Consider the following 14106-nt stretch of genomic DNA (forward strand, 5'->3'; position numbering starts at 1 on the left):
TGCCTGGCACTTTTTCCAGTTAATCCCATTTATTTTACTTCTTCTGTTGTGTGTAATTTATTATATTTGCCTGAGAAGAAGGCTAATGGTTCTCCGTCTGTTATGCATACGTCCGTTACTTCTCCTACATAAAGTGTATGATCACCCGCAACGACTGCATTGTGAACATCACAAGTTAAATTGACGAGCGAGTCTTTTATAGTTGGCATTCCATTGAACCAGTTAAAGTTAACATCCCTACTTTCCTTTCTCTGACCGGCAAAGTAGGCTGACATATCCTGTTGATCACTATTGAGTATACTGACAGCAAACTTACCAGAATCCCTAACATATTTATTCATATGTGCGTCTTCACCAATAGAAATCAACACCAACGCCGGGTCCAACGATACCGACATAAATGCATTTGCAGTCATTCCCTTAACCTCATCACCAAGTTTCGTTGTAATGACAGTAACTCCAGTCGCAAATCTTCCCATCGCAGTACGAAATGTACGATCATCCATAAGATCAAACTCCCCTTTCTTAAAGTTAATTATCTTGGGTGGTGCCGGGCACTACATTACAAATGTGGGTTTATGCTGTTTTAGCTTCCCTGGTTTATGCTTTATTTTTTCACCTGTTATAACGTCTAGTACGGTTGAGGCTTCGTTAAACCAGCTATCTGGTGCTTCGTGGCCCCAAAAAGTTTGACGCATTGGGTCATTGATATCCCAGCGAATTGGTTTGAAATCTGGATCACTCGTTAAATAGTCTCCATTATATAGCTCAATACGATGTCCATCCGGATCACGCAAATATAAGAAAAATGCATTAGATAGTCCATGACGACCCGGCCCGCGTTCAATGTTTCCACCATAGCCCATGGAAGCGAGTACATCACAAGCATTAATTATTGCTAGTGGGTCAGGTAACCAGAATCCGATGTGATGCAAACGTGGTCCTACCCCATTCATGAATGCCTGATCATGAACTGTTTGCTTACGGTGAAGCCAGGTTGCCCAAACATCACCTTCCTTTGTATCTGTGTACTCTGAACACGCAAAGCCTAGCTCTTCCTGATAGAATTTTTGTGCCTTCTCTACATCTGGTACGCTACAGTTGAAGTGATCAATACGCTGCATTCGTGCACCCCTATACAAATCATAGCGCTGAAGCAATCGTTCAGCCGGCTCCATTTCCGCAAAAAATTCGAGAGGTAAACCAGAGCAATCCTGAACTCTCAACGTCCTGCCGATTGCATGCTGCTCCCCTTTATCCAGCCATTTCGTTTCATACCCTTTTTTCTCAAACATGATTGACAACGCTTTCAAATCATCGTCAGAAGAAACCTTGTATCCTAGTACTTCTACATTCGATTCCATGGATTTTTTTAATACTAGACTATGGTGTGTGTGTTCCTCAAGACCACGCAGGTAGATATGCTCTGCGTCTGATTCTGTTTCAATAAACCCAAGGGCATCCACATAAAACTTTCTTGATACTTCTAAATCCTTCACATGTAGTATCGCACGTGCACATCGGATGATAGAAAAGTCCATCCAAACTCCCCCTCTGTTTTACAAAATCCATTCCAGTCTTACATTAACTTTAAGCGTTGGTTTTAACACCAGCACTATTTTTCAGGAAATCAGTAACGAACTTCTTGCTTGTTTCCTTGTCAAATTCATCAAAATAAGTCATACCCATTTTTATTGGGTCACCAAAGAAATAGTATTCATAATGCGCCTGTCTTGCTCCAAATGCACTCATCGTTACGTCCCATGCTAGTCGGAATAACTGTACGCGGTCTTCACCTTCTAAATTTTTCCCCTGTAAACCACTTTTAATAATCGGGCCAATTTCCTCGTGCATAAAGTCATCATGTGTTGGAATACCCATTAAGCCAGATGCACCTAGGATCCTGATAATTTCAACTAGTCTTGGGTAAATCCTTGGATACCAGTTGCGTGCTGCATTTAATGCATCGAAGTCTGGTGTCATTGTTCCAGATTCGTCTAATTTTGCGTTATGCTCTGCGCGATACAGATGTGACTTCATCGTTTCAAGTGCCAGCATAATTTCTGCACCTTTGTCTTTTACATGCTGAAATTGATCAATACCAATTGCGTCCATCATATTTAATGCAACACCAAGAAGAAACTCAGTCTTAACTATGTTTTTCGCAACTACTTGATGCGCCATATGAACAACAGCATTTGTTTCCCTGAAAGTACGATTACAAACGGATGAATTTCCGCAAACAAATACCCGTTCCCATGGGACAAATACATTTTCAAATGACACAATCGCATCACTTTCCTCAAATCGTGAACCTAATGGATGATCCCATTGACTTTTACCATAATCAAAAGACTCTCTGGAGATATACTTTAAGCCAGGTGTATTGTTTGGAATTGCAAATGCTAACGAATAAGGATCATCTTCTTCTCCTGCCTTTTTAACAGTAGAAGGGAATACAAGAATTTCATCAGTTATTCCTCCCTGCGTAGCTAGCAATCGAATACCATTTACAATAATTCCATCGTCCCTTTTTTCAACAAGCTGTAACGCAACATTTCCGTCCTTCATCTCGGACTGCATCTTTGCTCGGTTCACCTGAGGATGGATTAAAGTATGTGTAAGGCTAATATCATTTTCTCTCGCATACTCGTAATAATTTCTGGCATTCTCGGCAAACTCTGGATCCGCTTCAGCGAAAAGTCCGTTGTTCATACCCATAGCCATAACTTCTGAATTCAAGTAATCAGGTGAGCGGCCCATCATTCCTCCTGAAGTACGCGCCCATTCCTGCATGGCTTCTCGACGCATAATTAAATCATCGATTGTCTTGGGCTGTAAAAAAGTCATTCCCACCTGTTCACCGCTAGTAGGTGACGTGTACAGCATTGTATCCTTTTTTTCATATTGCAGATCATATAAATGTGCCATGGATTTAATAACATTTTTAAATGCAGGGTGTGTTGTTACATCCTCTACACGCTCACCGTGAATGTACACATTATTATTCGCTTTTTTTAATCGATCAATATATTCCTGGCCTGTTTTTGCTGGCATAATTTTGCCTCCTCAGTATATTTTTTATCTTACTTACCAAACTGCGGTATATGATGATCGCCCATTGCTACATGAATTGCCTTAGGTTCTGAATAAAATTCTAAAATGGCAAAATGACCACCTTCACGTCCCATTCCACTTGCCTTCATACCACCAAATGGAATACGTAAATCCCGTACGTTTTGAGCATTAATCCAGAGCATTCCTGAATCAACATTTTGCGCAACACGGTGGGCTCGTTTGATGTCGTTTGTCCAAACGTATCCAGCCAGACCGTAGTCCACGTCGTTTGCCATCTGAACGACTTCTTCCTCTGTCTCAAATTCTATGACTGCTAGAACAGGTCCGAAAATTTCTTCCTGACTCACACGCATCTTGTTTTTCGCATCCAGCAGTAAGGTTGGCGGCACAAAGTTTCCAGATTTAATTTTTTCAGGAACAGTACCTTGAACAACCTCGCAACCTTCTTCCTTAGCTATCTCAATGTAACGCGTTACTTTGTCAAAATGTCCTTTATTAATTAATGGTCCAAGCTGAGTTGATGTATCCATCGGGTCCCCAATCTTTATCTTTTCAACACGATCCTTTAACGCAGCAACAAATTTTTCTTTAATATCTTTATGAAGAAATACGCGCGAGTTAGCTGTGCATCGCTCACCATTAAATGAAAAGATTCCCCATACAGTTGCATCCAAGGCACGTTCGAAATCTGCATCATCAAACACGATAAGTGGTGACTTTCCGCCAAGTTCCATCGATGTTTTCTTCAATGAATCAGCACTATTTTTAATAATTGTTTTTCCAGTAGTCGTTTCACCAGTAAATGAAATCGCTTTCACTTTTTCACTTTTTACAAGCGCATCCCCTGCTGTCTCACCAAACCCGTGAACGACATTAAATACGCCTTTTGGTAATTCTGCTTTATCGATAATCTGTGCGAGTTTATTTGCCGATAATGGTGACAGTTCAGCAGGCTTTAAAATAACGGTATTTCCCGTTGCCAGTGCTGGTGCCACCTTCCATGTTGTCAGCATAAACGGTGCATTCCATGGTGTGATAAGTCCAACTGCCCCAAGCGGTTTATAGACTGTATAGTTGATAAATTCATCATCAACCGCATATGCCTCACCATGCATGCGTGACTGGACCATCCTTGAATAGAAGCGAAAGTTTTCTGCGGCTCGTGCTATCATTTTTCGTGTCTGACTTATCGGTAGCCCGGAATCCAGTGATTCTAGTACCGCTATTTCTTCTACTTCTTCATCTATCAAATCTGCAATTCTATCAATATATGTCATCCGCTCTTTTTGCTTCATGCGCCCCCATGACGTTTGGAAAGCATCGTCTGCAGCTTTTACAGCTTTTTCAATATCTGCCTTATCTCCCTCTGCAACACGGTTTGTAACCTGGTTTGTGAAAGGGTTCAGGTTATCGAAGTAAGCTGCATTATGTGCATCTACAAATTCGCCATTGATGTACAGTTTTACATCATCTACTTTTTTATGTTCCAAAAAACTCACCTGCTCTTATATTAATTTATATGCTTTTAATGTTTCACGTATTTCGTTTTGAATGGCTTCAGACGGTATATCAAGTGGCTTACGTAATACCGGTTTAATTTTGCCCATCATCCCTAGTGCTGCTTTGGCTGGGGCTGGGTTTGTATCACGGAAAAGCACATCATTTAGTGGCATTAACGAATAATGCAGATCCTGAGCTCCTTTTACATCGCCCGCTTCCCATTTGTTATACAGGTCAGCAACTTCCTCAGGTGCAACATTGGCAGTCGCACTTATGTGACCAGCTCCTCCAATTGCAAGCATCGGATAACACAAAACCTCTATACCTGAATATAGATTAAAATCGCGGCCAGCTTTCAGCAAAACTTTGTTTACGTGCTCAAAATCCTTATTTGCTTCTTTAACACCAATAATATTCGAGCAATCTTCAGCTAAACGGGCTATTGTATCAGCCTCGAGATTCACCGCTGTTCGACCAGGAATATTATACAAAATAATTGGGATATCAACAGCGTCTGCTACTGTTTTAAAGTGCTTGTATAATGCATGCTGGTTCGGTTTGTTGTAGTAAGGCACAATCACCATCGCGCCATCCGCACCCATCTCCTGGGCAGCCTTAGTCATGCGCATTGTTTCCAAATGGTTAGTTGATCCAGTACCTGGGATAAACGGCACCCGGCCATTAACCGTTTTACATGCTGTCTCCATTACCTCAATGCGTTCATCAACGGACATTGAGCTCGGTTCCCCTGATGTTCCTGTTACGGAAATTCCATGACTTCCTTTCTCAATATGCCAGTTTATTAGCTCTTTAAATTTAACAAAATCAATACTTTCATCTTCGTTAAACGGTGTAATGACTGGAGAAATCGATCCTCTGAACCGCTTTTTCGCTTCTTCATACGCCATCTTCTTACCTCCCGTTTTAATAAATAAAATAACTACTAATTTTCTGAATAATTAAATCGTATATGATTTCACATATGATGTCAATACTGACAAACAGAGTAAAAATCCTTAAACCGTTGTTCCCCTTGCTATTGATGGATGTAAAAATATTTTTGATATTTGTAAACGCTTTCATACTTTAATGTCAATTCTTTTGTTTAGGCTCTTTTCATAAGTTTTGTCGCTTTTAACCTTCGCAGTTGATGAAAACTGGACGTATTGACTTCTTGTGACGCCGTTCCGGCAGAACACTTCGCTTTCCGCGGGCACGGCCTCAGTCTCCTCAGAAGCAAAGAACGCTTCTTCCGGGGTCTTCGGACTCGCGCTGTTCCCGCAGGAGTCTTCGTATTCTGCCTTCACTAAGATAGAAATCTATGCATGAATTCTGTGGTTTTACAGGATTTGTTCTTTCTTGAACAGAAAGCTATCTAAAGCGGAGGAAAAGCACGAGACTCCAGTGGAAAAGGAACAGTCTGAAGACCCCGCAGTGAGCGGTTTTTGCTCCGAGGAGGCTGAAGCGTTCCCCACGGAAAGCGAGTGTTTTTCAGCAGCGTTGGACCAACACCAATCTAGTAAAGTGTGGTAGGAAATCAATCTAGCGTTACGTCGCATTTTATAGAATTTATTTCAAAAGTAACAATCTGATAGAAAACAACCTTTATTTATAATCTCAAAAATAGTTCTTGTTCAAAAAAACTCTAATCGAGGGTTACTTTACCCCAACAGAGTTTTCATGAATCACTTTTTTCTAATTGTTTCAATCTCCTGCGTTCAAAATCCTCTGCCGTCCTAAGTTTATGCATCCTTGCTAAATTTTCAATAGTAGAAAAATCAGCATCATTCTCTAGCATATGAATCATTTCATCATGCTCTTTGATTGCTTCCTTTACTCGAACAGAATACAAAGTTGAACCAATACCACGTATTGAATCTAACCTGGACCAGATATCCATGACTGATTCTACTAAAAAAGGATTAGTACAACCTTCAACAATGATGCGGTGAAATTCAAAGTTTAATTTCCCGTATGTTAAAATATCAAACTCTTCCAGGGCCTCCCCCATCAATTTATTCTGTACTTTAAGAAGGTTAATTTTTTCTTTTGGAAAATCCATACCACTTAAAGCAGTTGCATAGCCTTCAATTACCGCTAATACTCGCAGTGTGTCTGAATACGCTGTTTCATTCACTTCAGCCACAACTGGTCCAACGTTCTGTTTATAAAAAATTAATCGCTCTGACTCAAGCTGACGAATCGCTTCCCTCACAGGAATAGAGCTTGAATTAAGCTCCTTTGCCAGCTGATCAATCACAATCCGTTGACCAGGCACAAAAACCCGTTCAATAATTCTAGCCTTAATAACCCGATACGCCTTCTGCTGCTTATTTTCTTTTATCATAATACTCCAATAATATATGATTCCCAGTACACCGTCAAGTTCCCTGGGGTAAATTGGTTAATACTGGTAAATGTGCCAGGCACCATTACACAATAAAGTTTAATAATATGGTTAATGAAAAGATACTTATAAGTGTTGTAACTAACGTGATGCTTGATACCATGTCTGGTTCTGTATCGAATTCTATTGCGTACATTGTTGTTGTAGCTGCACTAGGCATTGATGCTACAATTAACAGAACGGAACCAATTAATGTATTGACATCGAAAGCCATTATAAATAAAACTGCCAGAACTGGAGAAATCACCATTCTAACAATCACTGCAGATGTCAGTACCTGCCAGTTAAATTTAAGCGATGTAATAGAGGCAAGCTGCATCCCAAGCATGACCATCATTATCGGTATAGCAGCATCTCCCAGCATTGACAACGATGAATAAACTGCTTCAGGAATCTCCCATGGTATTTTCTGAAATATGAAAGCTAATAGCGCTGCATAGGTTGCGGGCATCTTGAAAATAGTCTTCAATGCTCGTGAAATACCATTTTTGCTTCTTGAGGCGTAATAGACACCAAAAAAGTTCATGATCAGCGACTGCAGTACCATAAAGAAAATTGCATATGGAAGAGCTGAACTCCCTACACTGTACAATATGACAGGTACCCCATAATTTCCCCCGTTCATAAACGCAGTTGTAAGTATAGTTGCGCTTTCAACAGATTGATTCCATTTGAACATTCTAGCTAATACCTTATTAATTAAAATCATCATAAACAATAAAAATAAAGCAAATATAATGATGATGGTAAATCCTTTATCATACTCTGCCTCATACAGCGAAGTAAAAACCAGTGCCGGAAGAAAAATATAGATAGACGTTGTTGCAATCGATTTTACATCTAAAACACGAATTCGCTGGAGAATAAACCCTGCTCCAAATATTGCTATAATCGGTAAAACTACAGTAAAAAATATCCCCATCACGACATCTCCAATAATTAAAATATAACTAAGTTTAACATATATTTCATTTCAGTCGGGGCCAGGCACAATTGGAAGCTACTTCCAATTGTGCCTGGCCCCGACTGAACTATTAAAAAACCATACGGTGGCTATTTCGCCACTGTATGGTCGTATGAATCTAGTCTTTCGGTCTATGTTTTAACTCTTCTCCATTTTTGCCTTCAAAGCGTAGTCCCCAACCGGTTATTGCTGCAATCAGCATAATCACGACCAAAAACCAGCCTTGGAAAACATATGGAAAAACTGCTGTTGGCGAAACTACTGGTAACCATTCATACGTGTCTGTCATAGTTTTAATAGTTGACCACCCAAGCAGTACAGGAGCCCCCCACGGAAAAATATACCCAAGAGCTGACGTAACCGCATCAAGCATATTTGCTCGACGATAACGATGAATTTTATATTTTTCTCCTAATTCTCTTACAAACGGAGCAGCTGCAATTTCTGCTGCAGTGTTAATCGTAATTGCACTATTCAATAGTGCTACAATACTCCATATCGCAATTTCAACACGACGAACAGAGTTCTTCACCCATATAATAATAATTCCTGTAATTGCAGCCATTGTTCCACCAAGCTTCAACAAGTGTGCAGCAGCAACAATAAGCAAAATTAAAATTGCCATGTTCATATAGCCCATAACACCCTCAACAAGTGCTCCTGTTATAACCGTATCAGAGTTTGGATCAAACCCAATGATGTCAGCAAACTCTCCGAGGTTCATAAAAACTATAATAAGAATAGCTGTTAGAATCCCAAAAGTTAACGAGGTAAGGATATGCTGTCCGGATAATGCTAAAATAAGTACTATTGCAAATGGTATCAGCATAATTAAACCTGTTGGGTCATTGGATCCCATTATAGAGGGTGCTGTTTCAGTATCTAGTGTGTTATCACCACCAAATATGGCAAACAAAACTGTAGTTGGTATAGCAGCCATAATCGAATATTTAAAGCGACTTTTTACAACTCCAGGTACATCTGCATCCTGTGTAGTGGCTGATACAATAGTTGTATCAGAAACTGGTGCAAGGTTATCACCAAATACAGCTCCAGCTAATATTGCCGCAAATAGCATAACTGGTTCTGCGCCCACTGCAATTCCAGCCGGATACATCAATGTACAAAAAGCAACCGTTGTCCCATAACCAGTTCCAACTGCGGTAGAGAAAATTGCAGCAAGCAAAAATGTCAATGCAACAAATAACCCACCAGTCACACCAGTGAAACCACCAATCCATACCAGACCCTCAACAAGTCCACCAACCTGCAAAACCTGAGCAAACATCCCAGCATAAAACCAGGCAACGATTGCTATAACACCAACCGGTTGTGCTAGTCCATCAAATAAACCCTGGGCGTAATCCCCCCATTTACTTTTACTAAAAAATAAACCTAAAGTGATACCAAACAATGCACCCATTACAAGACCAATTTCAGATGAAAGTTTCAATACACTTGTCGTTATCGCCCAGATAACAAAAAATAGTAATGGAACCGCAGCTCCGAATGCCCCAAACCTAAATTCCAATTTTTCAACCCTGTTATTTCCCTTTGTACGTGCTAACTCTTCCTCTGCCGTTGCCATTATGCTCCTCCTCGGTGCCAGGTACCACCCGAATTTTGTCATTTTTTACCGAATGTATTAGAAAACTTGGCTTGTCGCCAAGCCTTACTGCAAATTAAAACAGCCATCTCTACGATGACTGCTACTAATTTTTTCTACTGTATTCTATCATATCAAATAGAAACAAGAAAATCGATATGTTATATGATTATCTATTTACTATTTTTTAGCAAAAAATGCCTCAGCCTTATCTAAAAACTTTTCCTGATCAGGTGATAAATCATATTCTTCCTCAATTGCATCAACCGGACACACTGCTTTACAAGCTCCACAATCAATGCAAACGTCTGGATCTATATAAAATTGATCTTTACCTTCTTCAATGCAATCCACTGGGCATACACTGACACATTCAGCCGATTTTTCTGGCCCACACGGATCCAAAATTACAAAAGCCACTATATTCCCCTCCTAAAAAACAACCTCTATCCATTAAATAATAAATTGCAGGTGAAATTCAAGTTACCTGCCTAAAAGCTCTACTTGGGCGTACCGATTTTTCCCAATTAAGTCTATGAGAAATACAATTGATAATGTACGGAACATCCTGGGTTAAATGAAGCACTACAAACTGGGCAAACAAAACCACTGTCTAAATAGTTCTGAATTGTAAGCTCTGATTGACAAGCCCCACACAACACAGCTTTTTCATTAAACATGGATTTCGGCCACACCTTTGGACTGTTACAACCTTGTTCTGCATGACAATGATAACAGGAGTAATACTTCCCACAGCAGTAAAACTTTATTGCAATTCGATCTTTCACAGAGTGATAATGCCTACACCTGGTTTCGTTGTCAATTGCACCTGTAACATTCATTGTAAACCCCTCCATTTTTGTATTATACAATAGAGGAAATCACTTGTCCAAACTTATTAAGTGTTTAATTTGACAAATCCTCGAACAAGTGTATAATAAAATAGTTAGATATTGTAATATTAAAAGTAAAATTATTGGCATTCTACGCAAGTTATTTAGAACACTTATTCACACTGGCGCGACTAAGGGGTCGCAAGGACGTAAAAGCAGGTAGGGTTTACGTTGCTTAAGTTAGTGGAACAATTACCGCGGTACTGAAAGCAATGCACTTTCAATGGAAATTATTCTCCCTTTTAATAGGGATGGAAAATAAAATTAATACTTTAATGTTACGTAATAAATCGGAGGGGTACTCTTACTATGAGGGTGCCCCTTTTCCAATACATAAAGCACTAAAAAGGTATGGTCTACGCTCGTTCTGTGCAATACTTAACTTATCACTGCAATAGCAAAATCAACACACAATACAGTATCAATAAATTACATATAAAGGAAGGTTAAAATATGAGCGACTTAATGATCGGCACAATCCAAACCATGAATGTACTTAGGAAAATTGACACTGGGTACGTATTGGTTAAAGACATGTCAGAAGTGCTTTTACACCACAATGAAACATCTAATGAATTAGAAGAAAATCAAGAAGTTGACGTGTTTTTGTACAAAGATAAAAAAGATCAAATTACTGCAACAACGAAGCTTCCAGCTATACAAAAAGATGTTTATGGCTGGTCAGAGGTTGTTGAGGTTGTTAAAAATCTGGGTGTCTTCGTCGACATTGGAACAACTAAGGAAATGCTTGTGTCAACAGATGATTTACCTATTTTCCAAAGTGTTTGGCCACAAGTGGGGGACAAGTTATTTGTTACATTAGGATATGATCGGAAAGGCCGACTGCTCGCAATTCCAGGGTCAGAAGAAATTTTTGATATGGAATGGGTAGGTGCACCTGTCGAAAGCTTGAACCAAACATACAATGGTCGTGTATATCGTACAGACAAAGAAGGCTCTGTTGTTTTGACAGAGGAAAAATATCGGGGATTTATCCACCATTCAGAACGGAAAAAAGAACCACGTCTAGGCGAATTAATTAACGTTCGTGTAATTGAAGTTAGAGCAGATGGAAGCCTTAATATGTCATTGCGTCCACTAAAACAACACGGTATGCTTGAAGATTCAGATGCAATACTACAGCATCTTGAAAATAATAATGGTTCTATTCCTTTCAACGATAAAAGTAATCCAGAAGAAATTTTAAGAACATTTAATATTAGTAAATCGGCATTCAAACGTGCATTAGGTAAATTGATGAAGGAAGGTAAAATTGAGCAGCGTAATGGGGAAACTCATCTTAAATAATACGACATAACTTACCGCTACGGAAATACACTTCGCTGGTATACGCTAAACGACCATTCATCTGATTGATTGAAGCGGAGGGCAGTCGACTTCTGCGGGAGCAGCACGTGTCTGAAGACCCCACAGCGGTGGTTTTTCGCGAGAATTCTAAAGCCATGCCCGCGGAAAGCGACTGCCACAATCCAGCAGTTACGTCGCAGTTTATATATATTGTGCTAAAAACAACACTCTTTCAGAAAATAGCCTACCGCTAAGACAAAACACCTACATAGCGTTAGGTGTTTTTCTTTTTAATTGTCCAACGCTGTTGTTTCCAAAACTTTCGCAAGTGAATAAAAATTCTTCAATGTTACATAGTATAAAATACTTAAGTTTCATCTCTTGACTATTCACACCTCATAAATTAATATGTTAAAGAATTAATTCATATATAATTACTTGGGATTAAAATAGAGGAGGAATAAATCATGAAAAAAAGAATACTAATTTCAATAATTTCATTTGGTTTTGTCCTATTACTTACTGCATGTGGATCAGGTGAAGAAAATGCGGGTAATGAGGAAAACAATGCAGGTTCGGTCGACAAAAACCTGTACGAAAGCATACAGGACAAGGGTGAAATATTAATTGGAACAGAGGGAACGTACCCACCGTTTACGTTCCATAACGAAGAAGGCGAACTAACAGGATTTGACGTGGAAGTAGCCCGTGAAGTTGCCGAGCGGATTGGTGTAAAGGCTGTTTTCAAAGAAACAAAATGGGATTCAATGTTTGCTGGTCTGAACTCAGAACGCTTTGACATGGTTGCAAATCAGGTGGGTATTACACCGGAACGCCAGGAAAAATATGCATTCTCAGACCCGTATATTCAGTCTTCTGCCGTACTCGTTACACACGAAGATAATACAGAGATCAAAAGCTTTGAAGACCTAGAAGGTGTATCTGTAGCCCAATCATTAACAAGCAACTACGCAGATATAGCTAAAGAATATGGTGCAGATATAACATCGGTTGATGGATTCAAGGAAGCGATGCAGCTTATTTCTTCAAAACGTGTAAAAGCAACTATTAATGATCGATTGTCAGTTTTAGATTTTTTAAATCAGCAGAAAGATGCTCCAGTAAAAATTGTCGATCGAGCGGATGATGCATCAGCAAATGCATTTGCTTTTCGCCAAGGTAGCGACGAATTGATTAAGGCTGTCAATAAAGCACTGGCAGAAATGATGGAAGATGGCACGTACCTTGAAATTTCTAAAAAATGGTTTGGTGAAGATGTATCTAAATAACATATTTACAAACCAGGAAATGCAGGAAAAATACCTTGATATATTTGTAAGCTCCCTTTGGCCGTTAATCCAGGGAGCTTTAGTCTATACTATTCCACTAGCCTTAATCACATTTGTACTTGGACTTATACTAGCTGTATTAACTGCACTTGCCCGTTTATCAGGGATTAAGCCATTGGAATGGATTGCCCGATTCTATGTTTCAGTATTGCGTGGAACCCCTTTACTTGTTCAGTTATTTATTATATTTTTTGGTCTTCCTAGTGTAGGAATTACGATAGATTCTTTTACTGCAGCAATTATCGGCTTTTCTTTAAGTGTTGGAGCATATGGGTCTGAAATTATTCGAGCTGCGTTATTATCAATTCCTAAGGGTCAATGGGAAGCTGGCTACTCTATCAGCATGACGTACACACAAGCACTTCGTCGAATTATTTTACCGCAGGCAGCAAGGGTATCCATTCCCCCGCTCTCGAACTCATTTATTAGCCTGGTAAAGGATACTTCACTCGCGTCGACGATTATTGTAGCTGAAATGTTTCGAAAAGCGCAGGAGATTGCTGCTCAAAACTATGAATTTTTACTAGTCTACTCTGAAGCAGCTTTAATCTATTGGGTAATATGCATGGCACTTTCTTTTGCCCAAGGACGAATCGAGCGAAAATTAGATCGTTATATAGCAAAATAGGAGGTTATCATGTTATCTGTTACAGATTTACACATTAAGTTTGGTAATTTAGAAGTATTAAAAGGCTTAGATTTAAATATAGAAAAAGGAAAAGTAATCGTGATGATTGGGCCATCAGGATCAGGTAAAACAACTTTTCTTCGCTGCCTGAATGCATTGGAAACACCTAATAAAGGAATTATTTCTATAAACAAACAAGAAATAGACTTTGAACAGCATCCAAAGAAGAAAGATATCCGTGAGTTACGTAAACAAACAGGAATGGTTTTCCAAACCCACAACCTGTTCCCACATTTCACTGCAGCAGAAAATGTAATGGAGGGGCTCGTTACCGTCAAAAAGGTTAAGAAAAGTCAAGCACGTCAAATAGCGG

General features: G+C 39.4%; 15 protein-coding genes. 4 read left to right on the top strand and 11 right to left on the bottom strand.

The window, feature by feature from the left end:
* Positions 1 to 29 precede the first annotated feature (29 nt).
* The 11 genes from ACOI1D_RS10760 to ACOI1D_RS10810 form a co-directional block, all read right to left on the bottom strand.
* Positions 30 to 506: a flavin reductase family protein gene (locus ACOI1D_RS10760; protein WP_422501289.1), complete on the bottom strand. Its 477-nt coding sequence runs from the start codon at positions 504 to 506 to the stop codon at positions 30 to 32.
* 51 nt (positions 507 to 557) lie between these two features.
* Complete coding sequence (gene hpaD, locus ACOI1D_RS10765; protein WP_422501290.1) at positions 558 to 1541, bottom strand: 3,4-dihydroxyphenylacetate 2,3-dioxygenase; 984 nt, start codon at positions 1539 to 1541, stop codon at positions 558 to 560.
* Positions 1542 to 1590: 49 nt separating this feature from the next.
* A complete protein-coding gene (hpaB, locus tag ACOI1D_RS10770; RefSeq protein ID WP_422501291.1) occupies positions 1591 to 3057 on the bottom strand; it encodes a 4-hydroxyphenylacetate 3-monooxygenase, oxygenase component in 1467 nt (488 codons plus the stop codon).
* Positions 3058 to 3086: 29 nt separating this feature from the next.
* Entirely contained in the window at positions 3087 to 4577 is a 1491-nt protein-coding gene (gene hpaE / locus ACOI1D_RS10775; RefSeq protein WP_422501292.1) for a 5-carboxymethyl-2-hydroxymuconate semialdehyde dehydrogenase, read from the bottom strand.
* Positions 4578 to 4583: 6 nt separating this feature from the next.
* A complete protein-coding gene (hpaI, locus tag ACOI1D_RS10780) occupies positions 4584 to 5486 on the bottom strand; it encodes a 2,4-dihydroxyhept-2-ene-1,7-dioic acid aldolase (RefSeq protein ID WP_422501293.1) in 903 nt (300 codons plus the stop codon).
* 171 nt (positions 5487 to 5657) lie between these two features.
* Entirely contained in the window at positions 5658 to 5885 is a 228-nt protein-coding gene (locus tag ACOI1D_RS10785) for a hypothetical protein (RefSeq protein WP_422501294.1), read from the bottom strand.
* A gap of 371 nt (positions 5886 to 6256) precedes the next feature.
* Positions 6257 to 6925: a GntR family transcriptional regulator gene (locus ACOI1D_RS10790; protein ID WP_422501295.1), complete on the bottom strand. Its 669-nt coding sequence runs from the start codon at positions 6923 to 6925 to the stop codon at positions 6257 to 6259.
* 85 nt (positions 6926 to 7010) lie between these two features.
* A complete protein-coding gene (locus tag ACOI1D_RS10795) occupies positions 7011 to 7907 on the bottom strand; it encodes an AEC family transporter (protein WP_422501296.1) in 897 nt (298 codons plus the stop codon).
* 160 nt (positions 7908 to 8067) lie between these two features.
* Positions 8068 to 9537, bottom strand: a complete 1470-nt coding sequence (locus ACOI1D_RS10800) for a Na+/H+ antiporter NhaC family protein (protein ID WP_422501297.1) — start codon at positions 9535 to 9537, stop codon at positions 8068 to 8070.
* A 198-nt stretch (positions 9538 to 9735) separates the two neighbouring features.
* Positions 9736 to 9975, bottom strand: a complete 240-nt coding sequence (locus tag ACOI1D_RS10805; RefSeq protein ID WP_422501298.1) for a DUF362 domain-containing protein — start codon at positions 9973 to 9975, stop codon at positions 9736 to 9738.
* A gap of 113 nt (positions 9976 to 10088) precedes the next feature.
* Positions 10089 to 10397: a CHY zinc finger protein gene (locus ACOI1D_RS10810; RefSeq protein ID WP_422501299.1), complete on the bottom strand. Its 309-nt coding sequence runs from the start codon at positions 10395 to 10397 to the stop codon at positions 10089 to 10091.
* 504 nt (positions 10398 to 10901) lie between these two features.
* On the opposite strand from ACOI1D_RS10810, the gene ACOI1D_RS10815 reads away from it, so the two are divergent.
* The 4 genes from ACOI1D_RS10815 to ACOI1D_RS10830 all read left to right on the top strand — a co-directional run.
* Positions 10902 to 11756 (top strand): S1 RNA-binding domain-containing protein, encoded by an 855-nt coding sequence (locus ACOI1D_RS10815; RefSeq protein ID WP_422501300.1) that lies wholly within the window; start codon positions 10902 to 10904, stop codon positions 11754 to 11756.
* Between the two features lie 467 nt (positions 11757 to 12223).
* Complete coding sequence (locus ACOI1D_RS10820) at positions 12224 to 13045, top strand: amino acid ABC transporter substrate-binding protein (protein ID WP_422501301.1); 822 nt, start codon at positions 12224 to 12226, stop codon at positions 13043 to 13045.
* Entirely contained in the window at positions 13032 to 13733 is a 702-nt protein-coding gene (locus tag ACOI1D_RS10825) for an amino acid ABC transporter permease (protein ID WP_422501303.1), read from the top strand. Before ACOI1D_RS10820 ends, ACOI1D_RS10825 begins: the two co-directional genes overlap by 14 nt.
* A 9-nt stretch (positions 13734 to 13742) precedes the next feature.
* The coding region (locus ACOI1D_RS10830) for an ATP-binding cassette domain-containing protein (protein WP_422501302.1) at positions 13743 to 14106 on the top strand (364 nt) is incomplete at its 3' end.

The sequence above is a fragment of the Virgibacillus sp. DJP39 genome (assembly GCF_049310925.1).
Lineage (GTDB): Bacteria > Bacillota > Bacilli > Bacillales > Amphibacillaceae > Virgibacillus_F.

Bases quoted from the DNA above. Each gene is read 5' to 3' on its own strand.
- ACOI1D_RS10795 (WP_422501296.1), bottom strand. From the start codon at position 7,907: ATGGGGATATTTTTTACTGTAGTTTTACCGATTATAGCAATATTTGGA.
- ACOI1D_RS10760 (WP_422501289.1), bottom strand. From the start codon at position 506: ATGGATGATCGTACATTTCGTACTGCGATGGGAAGATTTGCGACTGGA.
- ACOI1D_RS10800 (WP_422501297.1), bottom strand. From the start codon at position 9,537: ATGGCAACGGCAGAGGAAGAGTTAGCACGTACAAAGGGAAATAACAGG.
- ACOI1D_RS10815 (WP_422501300.1), top strand. From the start codon at position 10,902: ATGAGCGACTTAATGATCGGCACAATCCAAACCATGAATGTACTTAGG.
- ACOI1D_RS10825 (WP_422501303.1), top strand. From the start codon at position 13,032: ATGTATCTAAATAACATATTTACAAACCAGGAAATGCAGGAAAAATAC.
- hpaB (WP_422501291.1), bottom strand. From the start codon at position 3,057: ATGCCAGCAAAAACAGGCCAGGAATATATTGATCGATTAAAAAAAGCG.
- ACOI1D_RS10810 (WP_422501299.1), bottom strand. From the start codon at position 10,397: ATGAATGTTACAGGTGCAATTGACAACGAAACCAGGTGTAGGCATTAT.
- hpaD (WP_422501290.1), bottom strand. From the start codon at position 1,541: ATGGACTTTTCTATCATCCGATGTGCACGTGCGATACTACATGTGAAG.
- ACOI1D_RS10790 (WP_422501295.1), bottom strand. From the start codon at position 6,925: ATGATAAAAGAAAATAAGCAGCAGAAGGCGTATCGGGTTATTAAGGCT.
- ACOI1D_RS10820 (WP_422501301.1), top strand. From the start codon at position 12,224: ATGAAAAAAAGAATACTAATTTCAATAATTTCATTTGGTTTTGTCCTA.
- hpaI (WP_422501293.1), bottom strand. From the start codon at position 5,486: ATGGCGTATGAAGAAGCGAAAAAGCGGTTCAGAGGATCGATTTCTCCA.